The organism is Paenibacillus caseinilyticus, assembly GCF_027533645.1.
Taxonomy (GTDB): Bacteria; Bacillota; Bacilli; order Paenibacillales; family NBRC-103111; genus Paenibacillus_G; species Paenibacillus_G caseinilyticus.
This window is the reverse complement of sequence record NZ_JAQAGY010000020.1, coordinates 14,595-40,227: the sequence shown is the minus strand read 5'-3', so window position 1 is coordinate 40,227 and position 25,633 is coordinate 14,595. Positions and strand designations below refer to the sequence as shown.

Here is a 25,633-nt window from a genome sequence, read left to right as displayed (position 1 = left end):
CCCCTATAGGGGGATTTAGGGGGTAAACCGCCCTTCGGGTTCGAGGGTAAACCGCCCTTGGGGTTCGGGTATGGGGGAAGCACCCATACCAATGATGAACTAAAAATACGGGGGGCCAGGGGGACCACACCCTTACCCATGGGGGGTCCAAGGGGCCCTCCCTTAGAAATCGTGCCGCAGGCACCTACACAAGGAGTGATCCATTTGAAATCCATTGTCCGCGAACACATCCAGCAGCTGGACGTCTCCCTCGGGGGAGGCATCGTATCCGAGAAAATCCGCGTCGACACGATCGACAACCCGATGCTCGTCATCGGCCTCGGGGGTACGGGCATCGACGCCCTGCTGCGGCTCAAATACCAGGTCAACCGGCGCTTCAAGCTGCCGCAGGACCCCTTCACGAAGAAGAAGGCCGAGAAGCCGGCCAATATCGAGTTCCTCGCGTTCGAGACGAACGAGCACGACCGGGGCAAGCGGTACAAGGGTGTCGGGCTCGACCCGATGACGGAATTCGTGCTGCTCTCGAACCCGGAGATCGGCAGCGTGCTGCAGAACCGCAGCATCCTCGAGCCGTACATCAAGGAATGGCTGTCGCCGGAGCTGACGATCACCGACGGGATCAACGGAGCATCGGGCATCCGCCAGGCGGGCCGTCTGCTCCTCTTCACGAAGATCAACCAGGTCGTGCAGACGATCGAGCGCAAGATCAAATCGCTGTCCGTCGGCACGAACAAGAAGCTGATGGTGTTCATCCTGACCGGCCTCTCCGGCGGGACGGGGAGCGGCTGCTTCCTCGACATCTCGTATATCGTCCGCGGGATCCTGGAGCGGGATTACGGCACGGCGGGCGTCGATAAGGTCGCGCTGCTCGGGTATCTTTTTACCCCGGACGTGAACTTGGCGAACAAGAGCCTCACCGAGCACTCGCGCGAGTATATCAAGAAGAACGGCTATGCTGCCCTCAAGGAGCTCGACTACTGGATGAACGTGGACGAGCGGGGCGACCGGTTCCGGCAGCAGTACGGGAACATCCTGACGGTGAACTCGCCGATGCCGCCGTACAACCTGGCCCACCTGATCTCGGCGACGAACCTCGAAGGCAAGCTGCTCGAGAATGCGTATGACTACTGCATGAACGTGACGGCGGAGAACATTACGAACTTCATGGCCAGCGAGCAGAAGGCTTCCGGCGAAGAGTTCGCGATCCATGACTATATCAGCAACATCCGCACGAATATTAACCAGATGCCGAAGGCCTATGCGGCGAACTACCAGTACAACATTCTCGGCGCGTCCTCGGCGGTGCTGCCGATCGAAGAGATGACGACGTACCTCGCGTACCGCGTGTTCACCCGCATGGAGTCGATGTTCAAGGTCGGCCCGTTGCAGGAGGATGTGGAGAAGCTCGCGCATAAGCTGGCCATTGACCCGGACTCGATTCACCGCACCTTCGACAAGAACGTACCGGAACCGCTGCCGGGCTACCAGAATTCCGAGCGCCTCTCCTACAACAATGTGATTAAGCAGCAGGTCGTGCACGTCGATACCGAGCTCGAGCAGAGCTACCTGTCGCGGGCCCGCGAGGAATACATCAAGGCGCGCAAGCAGCTGCCGGGCCAGCTCAAAGAAGCGTTCACCGAGCAGGCGACGCGCATGTTCCGCCATCCGGAGCAGGGGCCGTTCTATGTGTCGCGGATCATCCTGCAGGACGGGGGCTACTGTCTCCTGAAGCTGATCTCCTCGTACATCGAGGCGCTCAAGGAGAACCTGTACCGCATTCCGCGGGATATTGACGCCGCCAAGGAAAGCGCGCAGCAGAAGATGACGGAGGCGAAGAGCGCCTTCATCTCCAAGGACCGCAAGAAGGACGCCTATATCGAAGCCAAGATTCAGGAGTATCTCCTGTATTCGGACCGCGAGCGGATGGAGCAGATGATTGAGTTCTACGAGGATCTCTACACGCTGATCAACGACGAGAACTCGCGGATCTACCAGGTGTTCACGGAAATTCTCAGCGAGCTGAACAAGATTTTTGAGAAGAACGGCTCCATTCTCATGAACGGCGAGGAGTCTGTCGATCACCGCGGCAACAAAACGTACTACTGGAACGTGGTGTCCGTTCCGGATATGTCCAGGCTGATCGAAGAGATGACGAATGAGAAGAATGTGTCCGAGCTCATCCGCGACTTCACGCAGACGCTGCTCGAGAAGTCGAACCAGTGGGTGAAGGAGCAGGAAGTGGATGTGGTCTCTTCGATCTCCGACTTCCTCACCGAGCAGTTCGGCGAACTTATTACGAAGTCGATGGAAGAGTATCTTGTGATCAAATTCGGCCACGAGGATTCGATCGAGAAGATCGTCGAGCAGAAGCTGGCCGCCCGCTTGTACGAAGAGGCGAAGCCGGTGTTCCACCTCACGAACTCCTCGGGCAACTTCAACTTCCCGTCATGGGGCTTCGTGTCCGTGCCGGTGAAGGCGCCGAATATCTTTAAGGGTATCCGGAACTTCCAGGATAATGCGATTGCGAACTCCCGCTTCACGATCAAGGAGAGCGAAGTGAAGAACCGCATCTTCTGGCTCAACACGCAGAACGGGGTGCCGCTGTTCCTCTACACGCCGCTGAAGGTGTACGAAGAGAGCTACGAGCGCACGATTCTCGAGCCGGAAGGCATCGGTCGCCACCTGGTGCAGACCGACAAGGTCAACTGGACATACCTTCCGTCGCCGATCCCCGAGAAATCGTGGGGCGACACGTACATCAACCCGCGGGTACGCAGCTACAACGGCGAAGTGCGCGGGGTGTTCGCTACCGCCCAGTCGTATGGCATCGTACGCGAGAAAACGGCGGACAACGGTTCGGTCGGACGCTACGAAGTGGCATACACGCAGCCGCTCGAGCTGGAACGCCGGCTGGGCGCCTATCCGATGGGCCTTAGTGCTGCAAGACCGAACCTCGGCGAGGTGAAAAAGGCCGTGCAGGAGCTGCGCGGATTGATGGAGAACGGACTTGAGCTGGAGACGGTCAAGGACATCTACGGCTCCGTCAATGAGGAGATGGCGAAGGAGAACCTGATCCGCTCGCCGGAGCTCTTGAAGCGGGTGCGCGAGGAGATTGCCAAATACCGCGCGCTGCAGGCGAAGATCGACGAGCTGGAGGCCGTGCTCAGCGCGCATCAGGACGAGGAGAAATTCATCCAGCTGTTCATCGAGAGCCTCTACACGGGAACGATCGCCAAGAAGGGCGCGCTCTACGTCTATGATCATGACGCGGAAGAAGATCCGTGGGAGCCGTTCGTGAACCTGATGCAGGGAAGCAAGTTCCCGGACTATGACATTTACAGCAAACTCCGCAGCCTGGATCCGAAGCGCCTCAGTCTGCTGCAGCGCAAAGCATCCCGCCGCAGCGGCGAAGTGACGGCCTCGGAGGATATCTCCCCGCTTGTAGAGAAGCTGAAGAATATGAGCGCCGTCTATCTCGATGCAAAGGCGATCCTGGACTATGACCGCGGGGAATATGTAAACGGGGAAGACCTGTACCAATTCTACAAGCAGGTGGCCAGCCGGGTGAACGATATGGTAAGAAGCTTGAAATAAGAAGCTTGAAATAAGAAGCTTGAAATAAGAAGCTTGAAATGGGGAAAGACCATGAAAGAACTACTTCGCGACTTCGCCGCAGCCTATGCGGCGGAAGCGGAGCGCTCGGGAGAGCGGGGGGAGGAGCAGCGCAGTCTGCGCCACCCTCTGCTGTTCCTGATCGTAGGGGACCGGTCTGCGGAAGTGCTGGAGCCTTTATATGAAGGGAACCGGCGGAAGTGGAGCAACCATGAAGGTGTGCTGTACTTGTATGCAGGACAAGCTGCCCCCTCCCCGCGCGAGAACTTGGTCTCTTGGAAGCCTCAGGCCCCGCAGGAGAGTAGAGCGGACAAACGGACCCTGCGTTCGGAGATCTCGAGCAGGTTCCACAGTGAAGAGTCCAAGCTGCTGGAGCTGAACATCCTGGTCCGGGGGCTCCACAACCGGCTGGCGGAGCTGGGGAGGCTGTATGCGTCGCTCGACCGATTGCATATCGCCGTCGTCACGCGGGCGGACGATCCGTACAGCGTGCTCGTGCCCGAGCTCACGTCGCTGCTCGCCGTCACGCTGGGCGAACGGTTCCGTTCCGTACAGGCGGATGCCTACGTCCTGCTGCAGGAGCGGCAGGACGGGGAGCACTTCGCCTACGAAGCTGCTCTTGGCGTAGCGTTCCTCCGTGAGCTGGACGCCTGCCAGCGGCGGACCTACCGGTTCGAGGCGGACCTGCAGGTGACCGGCGACGGACTCAAGCTGCCCGTAGCCCATCAGGGGCCGCTGTTCGACACGGTCTACATGCTGGGCGACAAGGACGAGCGCGGGCTGTTCGCCCCGACGGGCACGGCCGGCCGGATGCTGGCAGAGACGCTCTCGCAGGTCATCCTGCTGAAGAACCGGCGCACCTCGGGCGATCCGGATCCGCGGCACAACGATTACCATCACGGGCAGTTCAAGCAGAACCTGCTTCCGGCGGGGGCGGCTGACGGCCATTATGCTTCGGCCGGGTTCGCCCGGGTATCCCGCCCGAGCGGAGCCATCGCGCTGACCGTGCTGCACGCGGTCTATACGCGGATGCTGCAGCGCCAGCGCGACCAGGCGGCAGCGCCCAGCCAGCGGGAGCTGCTCGAGCTGCTGGAGCTGGACCCGGCTGCGCCGGAGGCCGACGCGGGCACGCTGCTCGGGGGTGTGCCGCATCCCGTGGAGGACATGCACGGGCTGATGAGCGCCCCGGTGCCCGCTGCCGAGCTGCAGCGCATGTCGCTGCGCGACGCAGAGCGCGCCCTCTACGGCGGGCACGCCCAGGCCTTCTTCGAGGCGAATGCGGCCTCGAAGGCCCGGGCGGCGCTGCAGGCCGTGCGTCTCGACCGCCGGCTGGAGCGCCTGCTCGCAGCGAAGGTGACGGACGACCCGCGGTACGGCCCGCTGTGCACCTATGCGTGGACGCAGCCGGACGGCAGGCCGAGCCTCGCGGCGGTGATCCGCGATTGGCGGGTCGAGGCGGAGCGCGGGCTGGCGGCCGGGCACGCAGAGCTCGAAGCCGCGTACGAAGAGCGTGTCTCCTCCCTTGGGGGAGGGGGGCGCGTTTCGTGGCTCGGCGGGCTGCTCGGAGGCGGCCGGGGCACGATCAAGGCGGTCTCCGCCGGGCTGCTCGGCCGGATCTACGGCCTGAAGCTGGAGCTGCTGCGCCGAGAGCTGACAGTAGAGCTGCTGCGGAGCTACGAAGACCGGCTGGAGGCCATCCATCTGCGGATGGCGGGCTATGTCGAGCGCCTTCAAGGCCTGGAGGATGTACTCCGCGAAGCCAGCCGCCGGTCCATCTCCGAGGCGGGGGAGGAGCTTGGACGCAATATTCCGGAATATTACAACCAGGTGACCGCGGCGGTGGAACAGGACCTGGAAAGCCGGCGGGGCCCGGGCTTCTATATGGAGGAGCGGGGAATCGGCAGTCTGGCCAAGGGTCTGGAGGAGGGAGACGAGGCGCTGCTGCAGCGCCTGATCGCTTTCGTGCGCAGGGACTGGTTCTCCCATGCCCTCTTCCGGCAGCCGTTCGAGCAGGAGCTGCTGGAGCGGGCGAATGTGGCTGTTCCTTACGACCACCGCGAGGTACTGTCGAAGGAGGAGTTATACCGCGACCTGTACCGGACGCTCGAGAACGAAGCGGCGGTCCGGGCGGATGTGTACCGCTTCACCCATACCCACCGGTATGAAGAGAAATATTATTTTGGCGACTTTGACAGCGAACTGATCCGGTATGCGCTCGAAGCCGAGAGCGGGAACCGCTCCTACAAGCTCGGCTGCGTGCATGAGAAGCGGGCAAGCGGGGTGGCGAAGCTGAACCTGATGGGCGGCTTCCGCCTCAGCGACCTGATGTACTACCGGAGCGGATTGCGTTACTATGATACGTATACGACCGGCGGCTATACGTTCCATGGCACGGTCCTGCCGGCAGGGCAGGAAGTGCCGGGGGAGGGGCGGCTGCCGGATGAGAAGAGAGGGGGGGCACTATGACTTCACGGCGCATCTGGAATCCTCTGCTGACGGTGTTCAGCCTGATCGGCGGGGTGATCGGTTTTGGGGTCGGCGAATGGCTGCTGTCCCGGTATGGCGGCGTGCTTCATGAGACTCTCCTGATGGGGATCTACTTCGGCCAGTTGGCCTTATGGATCGGGCTCGGCGCTCTTCTGGCCGAGACGGTGTCTCCTAAGCTCAACGGGCACAACTGGCGGCTGCGCTATGCGCCCGACGGCTGGAAGCTGCTCGTTCCTTCGACGCTGCTTCTGCTTTTTGCCGCCGGGGCCTTGTTCCAATGGGGCTACGGCTTCCAACCGGAGAAGCGGCAAGCGCTGCGGGACTACGTCCTGGTGCTCGATATCTCGGCAAGCATGAAGCGCAACGATCCGGGGGAAGAGAGTCTGCATGCGGCTCAGTCCCTCATTCAGCGGATCGATGAAGGGACGCGCTTCGGCGTGCTGACCTTCAACGAGAAGTTCTCTTGGGTGCAGCCGATCACCGAGCTGAGGGGAGAGGCGGCGAAGCAGGACCTCAGCGCAAGGCTCGGCCAGGCGGCGAAGCCAAGCGGCGAGACGGACATCGGCCGGGCGTTGACCGAGGCGGCCCGGGGGATGCAGGAGGCGGGTACTCCGGCCCAAAGGGGGACGGTTATCCTCTTCTCGGACGGGTATAGCCCGATGGACGTACCTTCCGTCACGGCGCCTTTTGTACAGAACGGATTCAAGATTCATACGGTCGGCCTCGAGGGGGCGGATGAGGAAGGCGGTCGTCTACTGCAGAGCATCGCCGCCGCATCGGGCGGCACCTTCCAGCAGGTGAAGAGCGCAGAGCTCCTGAACGAAGCGATCGGCAGCCTCTACACCGAGCGCAAATCGACCTGGCACCTGGTAGGAGACCGCCCGGAGGGAACGGCTGAGACGCTCTTCCTGCCGATTCTCCGCATCGTGCTGATCCTGCTGATCGGTGCCCTGCTCGGCCTCTCGCTCGGTATTATATTTGACAACCGGTTCCTGGCGCGCAGCTTCCTAGCCGGCGGAGCGGTGTCCGGCCTGCTGGCCGGCCTGCTGCTGGAGTACGGGCTGCCTTCCTCCGAGCCGTGGCTGGTGCGCGGCGAGGCCGATCTGCTGCTGGCGCTGCTGCTCTCCCTCTCGACGGTTCTCTTCGGCGTAGCGCAGGGCAGTGCGAATGTGGGGCTCCGGGGGAACCGGTCCCGGGAGCTGCCGGAGCCTGCGAACGATTATGGACGCAGCCGCCCGCCCGGAGGCGGGAAGCAGTTCCGGTAACGGTGATCAATGAAGCGCGGGACTTCGGCGCAAGGAGAGAGAGAGGCTTATGCAGTGGCACGAACCGGCTGAAGGCCAGCAGATCACCAGGGCTTCTTCCCTGATGGGGGAAGGCGGCTGCGTGGTGACCTGGCAGTGGCCCAAGGACATTCAGTATGCAGCGGTATACAGCTTTGCCGCCGGGGAGGAAGAGCCGCCGGCGAGTCTCGGGAGCGGTCAGCTTAAGCTGTACACCCGCGAAGAATACAAGGTGCATGGAGGGTACCGGGCAGCTGCCGATTTCACCGGCGCCCGGTGCTTCCGCATCTTTGCCTGTGTCATGTCGGGCGGGGAGCTGGTTCTGCTGAGACAGCTCGACAAGGACAACCTCACCCGTCTGACCGGGGCGAGGGCGAAGATCCGCTGCTCGGTCGACTACGGGACGGCGCTCTTCAGCCGCCACCGTCCGGTGCGGATCCGGTTGTTCTGCGAGGTGCCCGTGCCCCGGGAAGCGCTCTGCTATGTGAAGAAGGACGGCGGCGTGCCTTTGAACAAGGAGGACGGGACGGTCTACCCGCTGGTGAGCGATCTGCCGGCGGGCCGTACCGAACTGCCGGAGATCCGGGTCGGACGCAGCGAGAAGATCCGGATCTTCTTCACCGACGGTCCGAAGTATGGCGAGCTGTTCGAGATCGTACCGGACTGATTGATCCAAAGTATCCAAGAGAGGAGGGAGTACCATGCTCGGTTTCTTAAAAGGGCTGTTCGACAAAAAGCCGGAACCGCCGCAGCGCCCGCCCTACTACAGCATTGTCTGCCCGCACTGCTTCACCCGGTTCGAGCCGGAGGAAGTGGTGTTCCGCGCGGCACACACGAAGGAGAACGACGACGAATTCGCCCTGCAGGAGGACGAGAGGCTGAATGCCTGGCGGCGCAAGTTCCGGCTCTCGCAGCCGGACATGGAGGCGGTCATCGATCCTTCCACGATTCCGCCGGAGAACCGGAGCTACACCGAGAATGTGCTGACCGCCGTCACGGACCGTTACGGCATCCTGACCCGGAAGCGCCTGTGTCCGGGCTGCCATAACGAGCTGCCGGTCTCGGCCGGCCGTACGCCAAGCAACATCATCTCGATCGTCGGCGCGTCGCAGGTCGGCAAGTCGGTCTATATGACTTCGCTGATCCACACACTGCAGACGGTGACGGCGGCGAACTTCGATGCGGCTTGCATGCCGCTGACAGCCGACATCTCGCGCAAGTTCCGGCAGCATTACCATGAACCGATCTTCGAGCGGGGCTCGATGCTGGAATCGACGAACCCGAACGAGCAGCAGGAGCCGTTTATTTTTCAATTCGTCTTCAAGGACAGCCGGCGGGCTCCGCTCACGCTCGTGTTCTTCGATGTGGCGGGCGAGGGCATGGTGGAGCGCGGCTATCTCGATATTTACGCTTCGCATATCCAGAACTCGTCCGGCATCCTGTTTCTCGTCGATCCGCTGCAGATCCGCACGATCCGCGATAAAATCCGGCTGAACGTAGGCGGGGAGGAGGGCGAATTCGCGAGTCGTTACGACGAGCCGAGAGAGGTGGTCATCTCGCTGTTCGAGAACTTCATCGCCCACCAGCAGGGGAGCCGGACGCCGATTCCGACGGCGGTGGTTCTCACCAAGAGCGATATGCTGCAGTATTTGAAGGAAGACGGCGGCGACTATATCCAAGGGAACAGCAACGTGTTCCGTCCGGTGGTGCACAAAGGCGCATTGAACCAGACGGAATTCGAGAATATCGACGGCGAGATCCGCCGATTCATTGAGAAGGTCGACCGTCCGTTCAAGGATGCACTCGATGTCTACTTCGAGAATACCGCCTATTTTGCGGTCTCGGCGCTCGGCACCAACCCGGTCAAGGGGCAGGTCGGCGGCGTCATTGAGCCGCTGCGGGTGGACGAGCCGTTCATCTGGCTCCTGCAGCAGCTTCAGTATATCGATAGGAGAGATGTGTAGTGTACCGGGAGCAAGGCATACAGCAGCAGGTCTTCACGAGGGACCGGGAAGGGGTCTTCCGGACGAACGAGGGCTTCGATACCGTAGCCAAATCCCCGGGCCTGGAGCCTGCTTTCATCAAAAACTCGCTCCACCCCTACTGCGTGTACAAAGCGCCTCAGGAGCTGCTGACCCGGGGGGAAGCCGAGGCGGACCGGTATCCGGCCGCCTTCGGCGCGTTTCGGGCGGAGAGCGGGGAACTGGTCATCGGGCGTACGCTCTATATGCCCGTCGACTTCACGGGCCAGCGCAGCGCATTCTTCACGCACCAGTTCATCGTGCCTCCGGCACGGGCGGAGGACTGGGTAAGGGAACCGGCGCGTCTCTTTCATATCGGCGGCTTCCGGACTTCTTACGACCTCCAGGGAGGCAAGGAACTGCCTGAGCTGCCTGATATCGACTATAACGCCGAAGCGGTACCGGAAGAAGCGGATGCGCTACTTGGACGCACCGGCTTTGGTCGCGAGAGCTTCCGCCAGCTGCTCCATGCGGTGATGAGTTCCCCGTTCACACGGCGCAAGGTCTACATAGCCCTGGATGCCGAACCGGCAGAGGCGGCGGAAGAGGCGAAGCGCCTCATGGAGTTTGTCTACGCGTGCCTGCCCTTTGCCTTGCGTCGTGTTCTGGGCTTCCTGACGTACAGCCAGGAACCCGAGGGCAAGCAGGATATCCACGTAACCTTCGTAGAGCGGGGCAGCCTCAAACTGCCTGACAGGCAGCTCGAAAAGGACATGTTGTTCGACATGCCCGGCGGCACCATCACGGGGGCAGAGCTGCCCCCGGAGGACCACCCTTACTTCAAGCATGTCTGGGCGCTGCGCCACGAACCGCAGCGGCTCGAGCCGCTCTTCGAGTTCTGCGACGAAGCGCTGCGCGGCATGGACTCGGCGGCAGCTCTTACGGTTTCTTCGTACGGGGAACTCTGCACGCTCTTCGAGATCGAGCAGGGACGCGACAGTCTGTATGCGGCCGACCGCCAGGGCACGATGGAACGCATCCTGAGCTACCTGCAGCCGCCGGAGGAGGCGGCTGGGAAGCTGAGACTGCATCAACTGTTCCAGCGGCTGCTGCGCAAGGAGACCGGGGACAGCGGCAGCGCGGTAACGGCAGAGTATATCTCCGTTGTCGTCAAGTACAGCGAGCTGGCGGGCGACGCGGTACAGCCACAGCTGGCCCGCAGCCTGTCCCATCTGCTGGAACGCGCCGCGAAGCAGGATGCAGATGATCCGGCAGGCGTCCTGCGGCGGTTGGTCGAGCCCTTGTACGGCCGCTCCGCGCTGCTGGCTGGCGTCTTCGAGGAACTGTATGAACGCAGCCCCGTACTCGGACAGCGGGTGGTGGCGGATCGTCTCGCTCAAACCGGCAGCGCAGGCCAGTTTGTCGAAGAGCTCGGCCACCTGCTGAACGCGGCGGGCGGGGTGCCGATGCGCTTCTTCGCGGAGGAATCGCTGAAGAAAGTGCGGCAGCTGCTCCGGCGAGACACCCGGCGGCGCATGGAGACGGCGCAGTCCTTGTACACCGAGGTCGACGCACTGTCCCGCCGCGAAGGCGCCCGCTCCTACGCGAGCTTGTGCGAGCTGATCCTTCTCGACATTCAGCTCTCGCTGCTCGAAGATCTCGAGCCGGATACGCTGGGGTATGACGATATCGTACGCCTGGATTTCATGCTGGCTTCACCTCGTCCGGAGCTGCTGCCCCATCTCGATACGGGAACGAAGCTGACGCTGGGCTGGCTTAGCGCGGTATTCCGCGTGCTTACCCTGGAGCGCGGGGGGGAAGGAACCGCTGCCGCGGCCATGGAGGGCCTCGGTCCATGGGAGCTGGAGCGGGTGCAGAGCGTGCTGAGGCGAGCACTGGAAGACCGGATTACCCCGGAGCATTTCCCGCGGATTCCTTATGCCTTCTATCACCCGGACAGCGAAGCCGGAGGAGGCTCGGCCGGCCGGGCGCGCTTCCAGTACGGCCTCATGCTCGATTATGTCACGTCGCACAGCCGTGGCAGCGGAGTGGCCTACGACTTTATCGTGTGGAGCGCCGGGGATGAGCGGTTCGCTCCGCCGAAGATAGGGATCGACCCGCATTACAGAGCCGCACTCAGCCGTTACTTCGAGGCGCAGGGCAGCGACGCTTTCCGTCAGAAGGACGTGAAGGACGAGCTGCTCCGCGTCCCGAACGAAGCGTTCCAGCGCTTGTTCCGTGAGGTCCGCCGGCAGCAGGCGCCTGCATGGCAGCGTCTGCTGCTGGCCAAACGCCGGACGCTGCTGATGACCGGCGTGCCGGTCCTGCTGCTTCTGATCATCATCAGCGCTTACGGCAAGTCCATGATGGGAGCCCTCCTGCAGCCCGCACCGGAGCTCCGGGTCGAGGCGGTGCCTGAGACTTCGCCTACCGGAGTAGTGACGGTGAAGGCGCAAGCGGCGGACGAGTACGACCCGAAGCCCAAGATCTACGTGAACGACGTGCTCGCCGGAGAAAGCAGCGTCATCAAGGAGATCCCGCTGAATACGGGCGGCAACGAGATTGTGATCAAAGCGGAGAACAAGTACGGCGAGTTCAGCGAACCGTTCAAGCAGACGGTCCGCTTCGAGCCGCCGGCCCCGCTGCCGGCGATCCCGGTCGAACAGCCGGCGGGTCCAAGCCTGCCCGCTTCGGCGAAGGATACGCCGGCCGGGCCTACACTGCCGGGCGCTTCCACAGGCAAGTCTAGAACCCAATCGCCATAGGCTGCAGCGGTAGGTGAGCGAAGACCTGCCACTCACACCCGCTGCCGTATGAGCCGCTCAACCCTGCCGTCCCTCTTCAGCGAGGGCGGCAGTTTTTTTTGATTTATAAGAATGTAAGAATGTATAAGAATGAATATCTCGCAGGGCTCGATCCTGTAATCTTGTATTTCTTATACACGCTCACCGTCCTTAAAGAGCGGTGAAGCCGTTTATCTCGTATCGGGGGCTGCATCGGGCTGCTTCGCGTTCAAATTTCCCGGGAAATCGACAAGGGCTGGAGGAGCCCCGTGAAAAATAAGGAAATGCGGCGGAAAGCAGGAAAATCGACATAAACGGCGAATAAATAGGATATAAGACCTATATAATGGTCGATTTATGTCGTTTTCTATGTTCGCAATGTACCGATGCTTCTGCTGCGGCACGCAGCCCACGTGCTGCGCAGCGGATCGTTTATTTTTGGGGAGGTCCTCACCTTGAGCCTGTCACACAGCTTTGCTCCCGTACTGATTTTTCTGCTTCCCGCTTTCGCCATGGTGTACATTGCCGCCGAGATCTATCTGCGTCATCCGAAGCATTCCTCGAACCGAGCGGCCGCGCAGTTTATTTTATGCTTTGCCTTGATCCTTACGGCGCTCTATCTGACGATGGTGATGCCGATGGAGCATGCGCGGCAGCTGCATTTTGTGCTCATTGAGCCTTTGGCATTTTTGAGCGCCGGTCTTGGCATGCGCTTTTATTTGAGGATTACCCGGCTGGAGACCGGGATTCCGCGCCTGGTCCGGGGACTGCTTTACTTTTCGCCTGCGCTGGCAGCCTTCGTTCTTCTGCAGATGTCGGGCTCGCTGTTGGCCGATGTCGTAGAACTGCCTTCGGGCTGGCGATTCGCTGTATACGGCCGGGTGTTCACCGTCATGGTGTCCAGTCTGCTGCTGTACACAGTGTCGGGTACGCTGCTTCTTCTGTATGCCCGCCGTACAGCCGGGTCCGAACGGGCGCGTGCCATGTATGCGATTCTGCTCGCCAACGGCATCTTCTCGATCCTCTGGGGGTTCGGCATAGCACTGGTCTCCTGCTTATCGGTCGAGCTGTCTTGGACCGTGTCGCTGGCTTTCCACTGTACGATCGTCTGGGCGGTCACGGTAAGGTATGTTGTGCTCAAGTACGATTTTCTTCCCCACTATTCCCGCAAATTCGAGAAACTGTTCAATCTCTCGCCGTTCGGGATCATGCTGCTGGATGAGCATGCTTCGATCCGAGAGATGAATCCGTCCGCCCGGGGAATGATGATCGCTAACGGAGGAGACGGGACGGAGAGCTCGGTGCTCGACGTTCTGCCTGCGGGTCACCGGTCGGCGGCTCTGGCCAGATATCGTCAGCGGTTTGCGGCGCCTGAAGGGGAGAAGGACCTGGAGTTCAGCATGCTCGACGTAAGGGGAGAGCTGTCCACGGTGGTGGTGGAGTCGGAGTTCCTGGAAGTCGATGGGGAGCGGCTCATGCTGCTTATCATCCGGAACGTCACCGAAGAGAAGCTTAGGATGGAGGAGCATCTGGAGGCGAAGGAGCGTTACCGGAACCTGGCGGAGCTGCTGGAGATTGTCTCCCGGACCACCAATGACGGAATTTGGGAATATCATGTGGCCACGAACCGGATACGGTGGGGGCTCGCCGGCGGGGGGAAAGCATTGGGCGGCAGCGTGCCGGAGATGAGCTTGAATGAGTTCATGGCTCTTATTCATCCGGAGGAACGCGAAGCAGTCCGTGAGATCTGCGAGTCCCATAAGCTGCGCGGCACTCCCTTCGAGTGCGAGTTCCGTCTCCTGCGGGGAGAGGATACATACATCTGGGTCTACTGCGCGGCCGAAGCTGCGCGCGATGACCAAGGACAGCCCTTGCGGCTGATCGGGTCCATCAAGGATATTACGGAGCGCCGCAGCGCCCAGGAAGAGATCACTTACTTGGCTTATCACGATGCGCTGACCGGCCTGCCCAACCGGCTGCTGTTCCACAAACACTTGACCGAGAGGCTGCAGGACGCGCAGCAGCGCGGTCAGGGAACGGCGCTGCTGCTGCTGGACCTGGACCAGTTCAAGCTGATCAATGAATCGCTTGGGCACCGTACGGGCGATGTGCTGCTGCAGTCTGCTGCCGTCGAGCTCCGGGGCGTCCTGCGGCCGGGGGATCTCGCGGCGCGGATGGGCGGCGACGAATTCGCCGTCCTGCTCGAAGCGGTCACCTGCCGCGAAGAGGCGATATCCGCCGCGGAGGCGATCCTGGCCCGCTTCCGGCAGCCGCTGCGGGTCGGCGATCTGGAGCTCTTCAGCACGGCAAGTATCGGCATTGCTTACTGCCAAGAGAAGGAGGGCGATGCCGACCTGCTCATCCGCGGAGCGGATATGGCGATGTATGCGGCCAAGGAGCAGGGGAGAGACCGGGCAGCCCTCTACGTGGAGGGGATGACCGACCGGGCCAGCGAGCGGCTGGAGCTGGAGAACGGCCTGCGCCGGGCATTGGAGCGGGGAGAATTCGTCCTGCACTACCAGCCTCAGACCGATGCGTCATCCGGGGCGCTGGTCGGGATGGAAGCCCTCATCCGCTGGGAATCCCCGGACCGGGGACGTGTGGCTCCGGACCGCTTCATTCCTATTGCGGAAGAAAGCGGACTTATTACGCAGATCGGAAGCTGGGTGCTTCGTACGGCCTGTGAGCAGAATCAGGCGTGGCAGGAGCAGGGCTTGCCGAGGGTGACCGTGTCGGTGAATATCTCGGTGCTTCAGCTCAAGCGCCGGCCTTTCGTAGAGGAAGTGAGAGACATACTGGAGAAGACGGGGCTTCAGCCTCAGTACCTCTGTCTCGAGGTGACGGAGAGCGTGGCTTTTCGGGACGAGGCCATCTTGGAGGTGCTCCAGCAGCTGACGGCACTCGGTATCCGGATCGCGATCGACGACTTCGGCACGGGGTATTCTTCGCTGTCGATGCTGGACCGGATGCCGGTCCACGTGCTGAAGATCGACCGCTCCTTCATCTCGGGACTGCCGGCACAGCCATCCTCCGTCGTGCATGCCATGATCTCGATGGCCCACCATATGAAGCTCAGCGTAGTGGCCGAAGGGGTCGAGACGGAGGGGCAGCTGCAGCTGCTCCAGCAGCTCGGCTGTGACGAGATTCAGGGCTACTATGTCTCTCCTCCGGTTCCCTCGGCGGACTTTGAGCGCTTCATGACCGGGCTGCATGCTGGTTCGGCCCAAGGGGAGAAAGGGGGCGGCCAATGAGTATTTATTTTCAGCTGATCTTCTATCTGCTCCCCTGTCTTCTGCTGGGCTTCATGGCGGTACAGACCTATCTCAGCAATAAGAATCATCCGGGAAACCGGCTCACGGCTCTGTTTCTCGGAGCGATCATGCTCTGGTTTCTGACCGAGTACCTGCTGAAGTCGGCTTCCTATGAGCTGCAGGCACCGATTATCTTCTGCGTGCAGCTTCCCTCCGTGTCGCTCTGCTGTATGATCGCCACCCGGCTGACGCTGTATTACACAGGGTATGACCGGCAGTGGTCTTCCTGGGTGGTGCGCATGGTCAGCTATGGGCCCATAGGCATCCAGATTCCGTTCTTTCAGAGGCCGGGGTGGATATACACTTCAATGCCCGCGGATCACCGGTGGACCTTCGGACCGGGCCACTATATACTGCTGGCCTCGAGCCTTCTGATCACCGTGTTCGTGTTCTGCCTCTTTATTGCCTACCGCCCCCAGTCGGCGAACGACCGCGCCCGCGTACGCAATAACCGGATCGGTATCGGACTGGTGGCCGTGTGGTGCACCTTATCGGGGCTCGCAGAGAGCACGGGCTGGACGGAACGCTACGGGCTGCCGCCCCTCTATATCTTCAGCGCGCTGATCATGGGCCTCATCATCTGGGTCAATACGGCGAAGTACGACTATGTGCCTTCCTACGAGAAAAAATTCAGCCTGCTCTTCGAACGCTCTCCTCTTGGCATCGTACTGCTGAATCAGAACTTACAGGTGACAGAGGCGAACCAGCATGCGCTGGACCTGCTGGGCCTCTCATCGGAGGAGATCCGACAGGACGAGGCGCTCCGCTGGATCTCGGAGCCGATGTGGGATCAGGCGCGTCGTGAAGTGGGTGGGTCCGGTACGAAGGGGGGGCAGCCGCTGAGAGGCTGTGAGCTTACGCTCCGCAAACGCAGCGGGGAAGAGACCATTGTTCAGGCGGATTCCGAGCGCTTCGAATCAGGAAATGAAACGGTGTTGATGATCATGTTCCGGGAGATTACCGAAAGCAAGCGGCAGGAGGAGAAGATCCGCTTCCTCGCCTATCACGACAGTCTGACGGGGCTGCCCAACCGGGCGTTGTTCCATCAGATTCTGGAGGAAGCGGTGTCGGAGGCTGCGTCGGCCTGGGGGGATATGGCCCTGCTGCTGATGGATCTGGACGGCTTCAAACACGTCAACGATACGTACGGACATCAGGCGGGGGACCGCGTCCTGAAGCGTACGGCGGAGGTTCTCCGGCAGGGATGCGGCCCGGGGGCCTTCGCGGCCCGCCTCAGCGGCGACGAATTCATCATGCTGCTGCGGGGGGAGGCGGCCGAAGAGGCGCAGGCGCGGGCGGAGGCCATTCGCAGCTCCGTCTGCCTTCCGATGGAGATAGAGGGCGGGGCCGTGTCGGTTGGCATCTCCATCGGCATCGCCAAGTACGGCGGCCAGGGGGCCCAGCAGCTCATCCGGGAAGCGGACCAAGAGATGTACCGGGCCAAACGGGCTGCGGCGGAAACCATCCGGGACGGATTTTACGATATTTGAAACGAAACGAGGGCTGCCCCGTACTAAGAGGTGCAGCCCTTTTTATATTTCTGGAAGGGGAAGGCATCGGCGTACCCAGGACGCTCACGTGGAAGCTGGGACGTGAAACGGGTTATTCACAAAAAAATTGTTGACAATTTGTAATAATTTTTTAAGCTTAATTTAATGATCGTAATTTATCCTAATAGCAAAGAGTAAATAATGATAAGTAGGGACGGTGTTAGGGATGAAAGTGTTCGTGACCATTCAAAACAAAGAAATCCCCGTTTTCGCCGACAGCTTGAATAAGAAAACGTTAAAATTGCTGAAAACGGCGCTGGAGAAGAAAGTGGAAACCGGAAGACATACATTAAAGAAATGTCTGCAGACCCTGATCAGCATCGAAGTGGTCGGCTGTGAGGCGATTCTTCATTCATTGAACGAAAAGGATACGCTCGCCCTGTCTCTCTATTAAGAGAGACTTTTTTAATATAGGAGCATTGATATCTCGCCAGGGCTCGATTCAGTCTTCTTATATATCTCATAATCGCGCATCATCCTTAAAGGACGGCTAAGCTGTCTATCTTGATATATGGGCCTATGGCCCGCTTCATGACAAGCCGTAAGAGAAGGGCAGACCGCTCTTGAGCAAAATAGAGAAAAGCCGGCCCTGCCGGTCAGGCTTGTTCCGCGGTGATCCCGGCTGCGGAGCGGTAAGCGCCAGGGGAGACGCCGTACTTTTCCTTGAAGACCCGGTGAAAGTACGTATAACCGCCAAAACCGCACGTCTCGGCGATTTGGTCGAGCGTCATGGAGGTGTACTTCATCCGCTCCAAAGCGGCCGTCAGACGGATCTCCTGGGCGTATTCCATCATCGTCTTGCCGAAGCTTTCCTTGAACAGGTGCACCGCCCTGGAGACGCTGAGCCCGGCATGGCGCGCCACCTCCTCCACCTTGAAGGTGCGGGTGGCGTGTTCCTCGATGAAACGCCTCATCCTTGTGACGCTGAACGGCCGACCGCTGGCCGGCGCCGTATCTGTAGCGGCTCTCTCGAGGTAGAGACAGAGGGCGCGCAGCAGATAGCCGGTCAGCTCCGGACTGCCGCCGTCCTCCAGCCGCCGCTTCTCGGCAATAATCTGCTGCCAGAGGCCGAGCAGCTTCTCGTCCAGGTCGATCCGCGTGACCGCCTCCTTCGGGGAGCGGTCCCACCATTCACGGACCCAGGAGCCGTCGCAGCCGATATAATAATCGGCGCTGGCGACGATGGGCCCTTGGGCTCCGGCCCCGCGTTCTTCAATCCGCAGTTCGTAGGTGTCCCCGGGCTTCAGGAGGAGCAGGTCCCCCTGCTGGAGCTCGTGGACCCGGCCCCCGGCGACCACGGTGGACGAGCCTTCGGTCTGAAGCCGGAAGAGATAGGAGGGAACGCCGTGCTTGTAATGCGTGTAGAAGCGTTCCCGGTGATATGAATAGCCGCAGAGCAGTACGTGCGCCGTCATGGTCGAATGCGTTCCCCCAATAAAATTAATAGCAAAATCGTTGATGTTTCGATTATATCGTGGATTTTCTTTTTGGGCTATGTCCGGTACCATGAAGGACATGGAAGCCACTAATGCATAGGGAGAGTGCCATCTCAATGAGAAGACTCGGAATTGGACTTCAACTGTATACGCTCCGCAATGAAACCGCTGCCGATTTTGCCGGTACGCTGCGCAAGGTCGCCCAGCTTGGATATGAAGGTGTGGAATTCGCAGGCTTCGGCGGACTGTCTGCAGAAGAGCTCAGCGCGCTGCTGGGCGAAGTCGGCCTGAAGGCGATCGGAGCCCACGTCTCCCTGCAGAGCCTGGAAGAGGATCTCCAAGGCCAGATCGATTATATCAAAGCCATCGGCGGACAATACGTCATTTGTCCTTATGTGGCCGATGAACGCCGTGCGACGCCGGAAGACTGGCAGAAGCTCTTCGCCTTCTTCGAGGAAGTGGGAGCGGAAGTGCGCAAGCAGGGCCTGACCTTCGCTTACCATAACCACGCGTTCGAGTTCGAGCTGAACGTGGGCGAGGAGTTCGTCTTCGACGCGATGTATTCGTCCACTTCCCCGGAAGCGGTGCAGGTCGAGATGGACGTCTGCTGGGTGCAGTTCGCCGGGCAGGATCCGCTGGCGTACATTCCGCGCTATGCCGGCCGCTTGCCGCTGCTGCATCTCAAGGATTTCAACAAGGACGAGCAGGGCGGCATGCAGACCCTGGAGCTGGGCCAAGGCGCAGTGGATCTCAAGGGCGTCATCGCAGCCGCATCGGAAGCTGGCGTTGAGTGGCTGATCGTTGAACAGGACAACTGCCAGAATCCTCCGCTGCAGAGCGTCGAGAACAGCCTCGAATGGGTGAAGGCGAACTATCTGCTGAACCTGTAACCGTTATCGTACATTGCAAGCCCGGAAGTGAGAGCATGTGCTTTAGAACAAAGAACCCTATCCCAAAGGAGTAGTTGACCCGTGAGTAAAGTTAGAGTTGCCGTTATCGGCTGCGGATCCATTTCGAAGCACCGCCACATTCCCGAGTATGCCGCGAATCCGAATGTAGAGCTTGTCGCTTTCGTCGACCCGGTAGGCGAGCGCGCCGAGCACTACGCCTCCCTGCACGGAGGCCAAGCGTTCTCGGACTATGAGACCATGCTCAGCGAGATCAAGCCGGACGCGGTCAGCGTCTGCACGCCGAATGCGACGCATGCGCCAATCTCCATTGCCGCTGCCAAAGCGGGAGCGCATGTCCTCGTCGAGAAGCCGATGGCGGCTTCCGAAGAAGAGAGCCTGGCGATGATCGAAGCTGCTAAGGCGGCCGGCGTTTATCTGATGGTCGGACACAATCAGCGCTTCATGCCTCCGCACGTGAAGGCCAAGGAAGTGCTGGATTCCGGCCGCCTCGGCAAAGTGCTCACGTTCCGTACATCGTTCGGTCACCCGGGCCCCGAGGGCTGGAGCGTCGACGGGCGCGAGAGCTGGTTCTTCCGCAAGCCGGAAGCCGTCATGGGCGCTATGGGCGACCTCGGCGTGCACAAGTCGGACTTCATCCGCTGGCTGCTTGGCGAAGAAGTGGCGAATGTGACAGGCTTCATCGGCACCCAGCATAAAGAAGGCACGGAAGTCGACGACAATGCGATCTGCGTGCTCCGGATGAAGAGCGGCATTATCGGCTCGCTTGTCGCCTCCTGGACGTATTATAAGGGAGAAGACAACGGGACGATCCTCTGGTGCGAGAACGGCGTGCTGAAGATCGGAACGGATCCGGAAGACCAGGTCATCGTGGAACTGCGCGACGGCACGGTAGAGAAGTACCGCGTGGGCGCGATCGCGACCAACGAGAAGCAGGTTGCCAGCGGAGTCATCGACGCTTTCGTGAACTCGATTGTGACGAAGACGCCTCCTAGCGTATCCGGTGAAGAAGGTCTGCGCTCGCTGAAGGTTATTCTGGCGGCTTTCGAATCGCAGGAAACCGGCAGGGTGATTTCGCTGTAATCCGCCGCCAAGCGGCACAAGGCACAACAAGAAGGCGCTCCTTGCCGGGGGCGCCTTCTTTGACATTGCAGGAAGTGTAACCTGCTCGCAAGCTCATGCTTGTCATCTCTACAGTTTTATAGCGTCTCCACGAAGCCTGCGGTACTGCTTCAGCATGGACAAGCGCCAGGGGACGATGCTGCCGAAGGCGAGCAGGAAGAACAGCGCCCCGGTCTGCGGGATGGACACGTACCGCTCGATGTACGTGTGCAGCGCCACCCGGAGACAGAGCAGACCCAGCAGGACGAACATGAACATTTTGGAGCGTCGGACATAGATTCCGCCCTCTCTGCGCTCCAGTTTCGAGCTGTAGATCAAGGGGTAAGAAAACAGTACAGCTCCGGCCCCCAGGGCGATCAGCGTCCAACTGGCCGGCAGGCGGAAGTAAGGGGAGAAGAACATCAGGAATCCCGTGCTCATCCCGAGCGGGGGGATCACGATGGCTGCGGTGGTTACGGGCCTGCGGCCTGCCCGGCTTCGGACGAAGACGGCGAAGAGTGCCATGACGAGCATTCCGATGCCAGATAACGCCTGTAGGTGAAGGCTTCCGAATTGAATCATAAGCGATTCCTCTCTTTCTGAATCCATTATACCACTCCCTGACGATTGCAACCAAAGGGAGCCTTTGACATTGCCTTCACGAATGCAGTCTAAGGGAACCTTTGGCTTTGCATGCTTCGGACAGGGCTTTTTCAATGAAAGACAAGCCCGGATCTGCCCCACATCCTATAACGAGGTGATATCCATGCTCTACTCTAATATCCTGGTTGCTTATGATGGTTCGACCGAGTCCGATCTTGCCCTGTCGCACGCGATGCAGCTCTGTGACTTGATGCCCGGAGCGAAGCTGGAGGTGCTGCATGTCTTCAACGTGCCGTCTCTGATGTTCGGGGAGGCTCTGGTGACTGCGCCGGCGGACGTATCACGTATCGAGTATGAGCATGCCGAATCGATCGTGGAGAAGGCCCGTGCGGCTCTGGCCGGGCGCAGCGGAGCCGAGGCGCGGATGCTGCAGGGGGCGCCGGCGAAGGCGATCTTGGCCCGGGCGGAGGAAGCGGGATGCGACCTGATCATGCTGGGTTCGCGGGGGCTCAGCACCTTGGGCGAATTCATGCTCGGCAGCGTCAGCCACTATGTGGTACAGCATGCCAAGGTGGCGGTATTAATCGTCAAATAAAGATTGCAGCGACGCTTTGGGTCCACTGGCGGAAAAATATGAGAAAAAATGTTCAGGGACCGTGAAAAAAATGTCGAGGCACTCTGGACGATGGTCAAAAAAAGCTATATAATAAAGCTGTTTTCTTTAATTACTTGGGTCTTACATATAATGTGGGATTTATTAACATGGGGGGGTTCATCAATCATGAAATCATGGATGAAAACAACGGCAGGCCTGATGCTCGCCGCAACGCTCGTACTTACGGGCTGCGGGTCCAAGCCTGCGCAGGAAGGCACAGCGGGAGGCGAAGGCAAACCGGCTGCGGAGAAGACTGCAGACAAGAAAGCGGCCGGCTTCAAGGTTGGTATGGTTACGGACATCGGCGGCGTGAACGACAAGTCCTTCAACCAGAGCGCCTGGGAAGGCCTGAAGAAGGTCGAAGCGGATTCCGGCGCATCCGTGAAATACCTGCAGAGCAAGAGCGATGCCGATTTCATCCCGAACCTGAACCAATATGTTAAAGATAAATACAACTTGACTTGGGGCATTGGCTTCCTGATGGGCGATGCGGTCAAGACGGTAGCGACGCAGAACCCCGACGCGAAACTGGCTATTATCGATAACGTGGTCGAAGCGCCGAACGTCGAGTCCGTTACGTTTGCGGAGCATGAAGGCGCGTACCTCGTCGGCGTTGTGGCAGGGCTGACTACGAAGACGAACAACATCGGCTTTGTCGGCGGTCTCGACATTCCGGTCATCAAGCGCTTCGAAGCGGGCTTCCGCGAAGGCGTGAAGGCCGTGAATCCGAACGCGAAGCTGACGATCAACTACACAGGCGCGTTCGACAAACCGGACCTCGGCAAAGCGGCTGCGGCAACGATCTTCAATGACGGTGCGGACATCGTGTTCCATGCGGCGGGCGCTACGGGCAACGGGGTCTTCAACGAAGCGAAGGACCGTGTGAAGCAGGGCAAGAAGGTATGGGTTATCGGCGTAGACAAAGACCAGTCGCTGGAGTTCGGCGACGACGTTACGCTGACTTCGATGATCAAGCGCGTAGACCAGGCGGTCATCCGCGTGACGAAAGACCTCATCGACGGCAAGTTCCAAGGCGGCAAGATCGTAACGCTCGGTCTCAAGGATGACGGCGTAGGCCTGCCTGAGACATCGAAGAAGAATGTATCTGCCGATGTACTGAAGAAAGTGGAAGAGTATAAAGCCAAAATCATCAGCGGCGAGATCAAAGTTTCGGAGAAATAAGCCGAAGAGCCGATCGATGGACGCAGCTGCGCGGATTCGTGGGATCTGCCCAAGACATCTAACATCATAGTTCATGCACACACTCCGACAAGGCCGGTGTACTCACCGGTCTTGTCGTTTGATTTGGCGCTAACAACAGAGGAGGAACGCCCATGAATACACCGGAAGTGGCGGTTGAACTGCAGGGAATCACCAAACGGTTTCCCGGCATCACAGCCAATGACGGCATCTCCTTCCAGCTGCGGAAGGGAGAGATCCATGCGCTGCTCGGCGAGAACGGAGCGGGCAAATCGACGCTGATGAATATCCTGTTCGGCTTGTACCAGCCCGATGAAGGACAGATCCGGGTCAAGGGCCGGGAAGTGGCCATTGACTCTCCGACGAAGGCAATTGAACTTGGCATCGGCATGGTGCATCAGCATTTTAAGCTGGTCCAGCCGTTCACCGTTACCGAGAATATCATTCTCGGAAGCGAGCCTCGCAAAGGGACTTCCATCCACTACAAGGCCGCGGAAGAGAAAGTCGCCGCGATTTCGGCACAGTACGGACTGATGGTCGACCCCAAAGCCAAAATCCAGGATATTTCGGTCGGGATGCAGCAGCGCGTGGAGATCTTGAAAACGCTCTATCGCGGAGCGGACATCCTGATCTTCGACGAGCCGACGGCGGTCCTCACCCCTCAAGAGATCGGAGAGCTCATGGAGATTCTCCGCCGGTTGGCGGGGGAAGGCAAGTCGATCATTATCATTACCCATAAACTGAAGGAAATTATGGCGATCGCCGACACCTGCACGATCATCCGCCGAGGCAAGGTCATCGACTCCGTAAGCGTGGCGGCCAGCTCTCCGCAGGAGCTGGCCGAGAAGATGGTCGGCCGCAGCGTCTCCTTCCGGGTGGACAAGCGCAAGGCGCAGCCCGGCGAGAAGGTGCTCGAGGTCACGAATCTCGGGGCGCTCGACAACCGCGGCGTGCCGGCGCTGAACGGTATCTCGCTGAATGTGCGGGCAGGCGAGATTCTCGGCCTCGCCGGCGTCGACGGCAACGGACAGAGCGAGCTCATCGAAGCGCTGACGGGACTGCGTCCCGCGGCGTCAGGCGAGATCCGGCTGAAAGGCAGGCCGCTGACGAATCTGCCTCCGCGCACGATCACGGAAGCCGGTGTCTCTCATATTCCGGAGGACCGCCACAAGCACGGCCTCGTGCTCGATTTTACGATGAGCGAGAATATGGTGCTCGAGACGTACTACAAGCCGCCGTACAACCGCGGCGGCTTCCTCGACCGTTCCGCGATCGATAAGCAGGCGGAGCGGCTTATCCGCGACTTCGACGTGAGGACGCCGAGCATCCAGAACAAAGCGAGATCGCTCTCCGGGGGCAACCAGCAGAAGGCGATCATCGCCCGGGAGCTCGACAAACAGCCGGAGCTGCTCATTGCCGCCCAGCCGACGCGGGGGCTCGATGTCGGTGCGATCGAATTCGTCCACCGCAAGCTGATCGAAGCGCGTGACGAGGGCAAGGCCGTCCTGCTCATTTCCTTCGAACTGGACGAGATCCGCAACGTGTCCGACCGGATCGCCGTCATCTCGGGAGGCCGGATCGTGGGCGAAGTGGATCCGGAGCAGACCAATGAAGAAGAACTCGGCCTGCTCATGGCCGGAAGCGAAGGGAAAGGAGGCGCCGCCCATGGATAGAATCATGCGCATCATGACGAAAGACTCGGCCTTAGTGCCCTTGGGGGCGATCCTGCTCGGTCTCCTATTCGGTGCCCTGGTTATGCTGGTGGGCGGTTACAACCCGATCACGGCTTACGGGGCCCTGCTCGATAAAGTATTCGGAAGCGCCTACGACTTTGGCGAAGCGATCCGCGAGATCACGCCCCTCATCCTGACGGGGCTGGCCGTGGCATTCGCCAACCGGACGGGCCTCTTCAATATCGGAGCCGAAGGCCAGTTCATCATGGGGATGACCGGCGCCACCCTGGTCGGCGTGAAGTTCGACCTGCCGTGGATCATCCATATGCCGCTCGCCGTGATCGCGGGTGCGGTACTTGGAGGCCTGTGGGGCGGGATTGCCGGCTACCTCAAAGCGAGACGGGGCGTGAACGAGGTTATCACCTCCATCATGCTGAACTGGACCGCTTTGTTCCTGGCAAACTACATCATCAATGCGTTCTTGCTCCAGCCGGGGCAGCAGCGCTCGTACGAAATCCATGAATCGGCGTCCCTGACGATCGGATGGCTCTCGGAGCTGATGGGCAATGCCCGCGTCCACTGGGGCACGTTCATTGCGATCGCCGGTGCGGTGATCTTCTACATCGTCTTGTGGCGCACGAGACAAGGGTACGAACTCCGGGCCGTAGGCCACAACCCGGAAGCCGCAAGGTATGCCGGGATGAACGTCAACAGCAATATCGTCCGCGCCATGTTCATCGGCGGGGTGTTCGCAGGCCTCGCCGGTGTGGTCGATGTGCTGGGGGTATTCCACTACCAGACTGTGATGGCCGGTTCCCCGGGCTACGGGTTCGACGGCGTAGCGGTTGCGCTGCTCGGCGGCAACAACCCGATCGGTGTCGTGCTGGCTGCGGTTCTCTTCGGATCGCTGACGTACGGCTCGGCGGGTATGAGCTTCGCAGCCGACGTTCCGCCGGAGATTATCCGCGTGGTCATCGGTTCGGTCATCTTCTTCGTCGCGGCCCACGGCATCGTCCGCGGCCTCATCCGCCCGCTCAAGGGCAAATCCAAGAAAGAGGGGGCGGCTTAAC

The 25,633-nt window shown here is 60.4% G+C and carries 17 protein-coding genes; 15 read left to right on the top strand and 2 right to left on the bottom strand.

Annotated elements, in window-relative coordinates; translation table 11 throughout:
• Window positions 1-204: 204 nt before the first annotated feature.
• The 9 genes from O9H32_RS24310 to O9H32_RS24270 all read left to right on the top strand — a co-directional run bounded on the left by O9H32_RS24310 (window position 205) and on the right by O9H32_RS24270 (window position 17,381).
• The gene (locus O9H32_RS24310; protein WP_269868715.1) at window positions 205-3,594 is read left to right on the top strand and encodes a tubulin-like doman-containing protein; all 3,390 of its coding nucleotides are present in this window, start codon (window positions 205-207) and stop codon (window positions 3,592-3,594) included.
• A 51-nt stretch (window positions 3,595-3,645) separates the two neighbouring features.
• Window positions 3,646-6,078 (top strand): hypothetical protein, encoded by a 2,433-nt coding sequence (locus O9H32_RS24305; RefSeq protein ID WP_269868714.1) that lies wholly within the window; start codon window positions 3,646-3,648, stop codon window positions 6,076-6,078.
• Complete coding sequence (locus O9H32_RS24300) at window positions 6,075-7,364, top strand: vWA domain-containing protein (protein ID WP_269868713.1); 1,290 nt, start codon at window positions 6,075-6,077, stop codon at window positions 7,362-7,364. The genes O9H32_RS24305 and O9H32_RS24300 overlap by 4 nt, the downstream gene beginning before the upstream one ends.
• A 49-nt stretch (window positions 7,365-7,413) precedes the next feature.
• Window positions 7,414-8,049, top strand: a complete 636-nt coding sequence (locus tag O9H32_RS24295) for a hypothetical protein (protein WP_269868712.1) — start codon at window positions 7,414-7,416, stop codon at window positions 8,047-8,049.
• Between the two features lie 34 nt (window positions 8,050-8,083).
• Window positions 8,084-9,346, top strand: coding sequence for a TRAFAC clade GTPase domain-containing protein (locus O9H32_RS24290; protein ID WP_269868711.1), 1,263 nt, complete (start codon window positions 8,084-8,086; stop codon window positions 9,344-9,346).
• Entirely contained in the window at window positions 9,346-12,108 is a 2,763-nt protein-coding gene (locus O9H32_RS24285) for a GAP1-N2 domain-containing protein (RefSeq protein ID WP_269868710.1), read from the top strand. Before O9H32_RS24290 ends, O9H32_RS24285 begins: the two co-directional genes overlap by 1 nt.
• Window positions 12,109-12,581: 473 nt before the next feature.
• Window positions 12,582-15,377 carry an EAL domain-containing protein gene (locus O9H32_RS24280; protein WP_269868709.1) on the top strand — a complete coding sequence of 932 codons (2,796 nt, stop codon included), beginning with the start codon at window positions 12,582-12,584 and terminating at the stop codon, window positions 15,375-15,377.
• Window positions 15,374-16,927 (top strand): GGDEF domain-containing protein, encoded by a 1,554-nt coding sequence (locus O9H32_RS24275; protein WP_269868708.1) that lies wholly within the window; start codon window positions 15,374-15,376, stop codon window positions 16,925-16,927. Before O9H32_RS24280 ends, O9H32_RS24275 begins: the two co-directional genes overlap by 4 nt.
• Window positions 16,928-17,153: 226 nt before the next feature.
• On the top strand, window positions 17,154-17,381 hold the full coding sequence (locus O9H32_RS24270) for a 3-dehydroquinate dehydratase (RefSeq protein WP_269868707.1): 228 nt from the start codon (window positions 17,154-17,156) through the stop codon (window positions 17,379-17,381).
• Between the two features lie 202 nt (window positions 17,382-17,583).
• On the opposite strand, the gene O9H32_RS24265 is transcribed toward O9H32_RS24270, so the two are convergent.
• Window positions 17,584-18,402 carry a helix-turn-helix transcriptional regulator gene (locus tag O9H32_RS24265; RefSeq protein ID WP_269868706.1) on the bottom strand — a complete coding sequence of 273 codons (819 nt, stop codon included), beginning with the start codon at window positions 18,400-18,402 and terminating at the stop codon, window positions 17,584-17,586.
• Between the two features lie 137 nt (window positions 18,403-18,539).
• Between O9H32_RS24265 and O9H32_RS24260 the strand changes: the two genes are divergently transcribed.
• On the top strand, window positions 18,540-19,313 hold the full coding sequence (locus tag O9H32_RS24260; protein WP_269868705.1) for a sugar phosphate isomerase/epimerase family protein: 774 nt from the start codon (window positions 18,540-18,542) through the stop codon (window positions 19,311-19,313).
• Between the two features lie 81 nt (window positions 19,314-19,394).
• Window positions 19,395-20,414: a Gfo/Idh/MocA family protein gene (locus O9H32_RS24255; protein WP_269868704.1), complete on the top strand. Its 1,020-nt coding sequence runs from the start codon at window positions 19,395-19,397 to the stop codon at window positions 20,412-20,414.
• A gap of 108 nt (window positions 20,415-20,522) precedes the next feature.
• On the opposite strand, the gene O9H32_RS24250 is transcribed toward O9H32_RS24255, so the two are convergent.
• Complete coding sequence (locus O9H32_RS24250; protein WP_269868703.1) at window positions 20,523-21,014, bottom strand: CcdC family protein; 492 nt, start codon at window positions 21,012-21,014, stop codon at window positions 20,523-20,525.
• Window positions 21,015-21,198: 184 nt separating this feature from the next.
• On the opposite strand from O9H32_RS24250, the gene O9H32_RS24245 reads away from it, so the two are divergent.
• The 4 genes from O9H32_RS24245 (at window position 21,199) to O9H32_RS24230 (ending at window position 25,632) form a co-directional block, all read left to right on the top strand.
• Window positions 21,199-21,630 (top strand): universal stress protein, encoded by a 432-nt coding sequence (locus O9H32_RS24245; protein WP_269868702.1) that lies wholly within the window; start codon window positions 21,199-21,201, stop codon window positions 21,628-21,630.
• Between the two features lie 186 nt (window positions 21,631-21,816).
• Window positions 21,817-22,872: a BMP family lipoprotein gene (locus O9H32_RS24240; RefSeq protein WP_269868701.1), complete on the top strand. Its 1,056-nt coding sequence runs from the start codon at window positions 21,817-21,819 to the stop codon at window positions 22,870-22,872.
• Between the two features lie 152 nt (window positions 22,873-23,024).
• On the top strand, window positions 23,025-24,563 hold the full coding sequence (locus O9H32_RS24235) for an ABC transporter ATP-binding protein (protein WP_269868700.1): 1,539 nt from the start codon (window positions 23,025-23,027) through the stop codon (window positions 24,561-24,563).
• Window positions 24,556-25,632, top strand: coding sequence for an ABC transporter permease (locus tag O9H32_RS24230; RefSeq protein WP_269868699.1), 1,077 nt, complete (start codon window positions 24,556-24,558; stop codon window positions 25,630-25,632). The genes O9H32_RS24235 and O9H32_RS24230 overlap by 8 nt, the downstream gene beginning before the upstream one ends.
• The last annotated feature ends 1 nt before the right edge of the window (window position 25,633 follow it).

Excerpts from the sequence above, each read along its gene's own strand:
- O9H32_RS24305 (WP_269868714.1), top strand. The coding sequence starts at position 3,646 with ATGAAAGAACTACTTCGCGACTTCGCCGCAGCCTATGCGGCGGAAGCG.
- O9H32_RS24300 (WP_269868713.1), top strand. The coding sequence starts at position 6,075 with ATGACTTCACGGCGCATCTGGAATCCTCTGCTGACGGTGTTCAGCCTG.
- O9H32_RS24295 (WP_269868712.1), top strand. The coding sequence starts at position 7,414 with ATGCAGTGGCACGAACCGGCTGAAGGCCAGCAGATCACCAGGGCTTCT.
- O9H32_RS24290 (WP_269868711.1), top strand. The coding sequence starts at position 8,084 with ATGCTCGGTTTCTTAAAAGGGCTGTTCGACAAAAAGCCGGAACCGCCG.
- O9H32_RS24275 (WP_269868708.1), top strand. The coding sequence starts at position 15,374 with ATGAGTATTTATTTTCAGCTGATCTTCTATCTGCTCCCCTGTCTTCTG.
- O9H32_RS24270 (WP_269868707.1), top strand. The coding sequence starts at position 17,154 with ATGAAAGTGTTCGTGACCATTCAAAACAAAGAAATCCCCGTTTTCGCC.
- O9H32_RS24265 (WP_269868706.1), bottom strand. The coding sequence starts at position 18,402 with ATGACGGCGCACGTACTGCTCTGCGGCTATTCATATCACCGGGAACGC.
- O9H32_RS24260 (WP_269868705.1), top strand. The coding sequence starts at position 18,540 with ATGAGAAGACTCGGAATTGGACTTCAACTGTATACGCTCCGCAATGAA.
- O9H32_RS24250 (WP_269868703.1), bottom strand. The coding sequence starts at position 21,014 with ATGATTCAATTCGGAAGCCTTCACCTACAGGCGTTATCTGGCATCGGA.
- O9H32_RS24245 (WP_269868702.1), top strand. The coding sequence starts at position 21,199 with ATGCTCTACTCTAATATCCTGGTTGCTTATGATGGTTCGACCGAGTCC.
- O9H32_RS24240 (WP_269868701.1), top strand. The coding sequence starts at position 21,817 with ATGAAATCATGGATGAAAACAACGGCAGGCCTGATGCTCGCCGCAACG.
- O9H32_RS24235 (WP_269868700.1), top strand. The coding sequence starts at position 23,025 with ATGAATACACCGGAAGTGGCGGTTGAACTGCAGGGAATCACCAAACGG.
- O9H32_RS24230 (WP_269868699.1), top strand. The coding sequence starts at position 24,556 with ATGGATAGAATCATGCGCATCATGACGAAAGACTCGGCCTTAGTGCCC.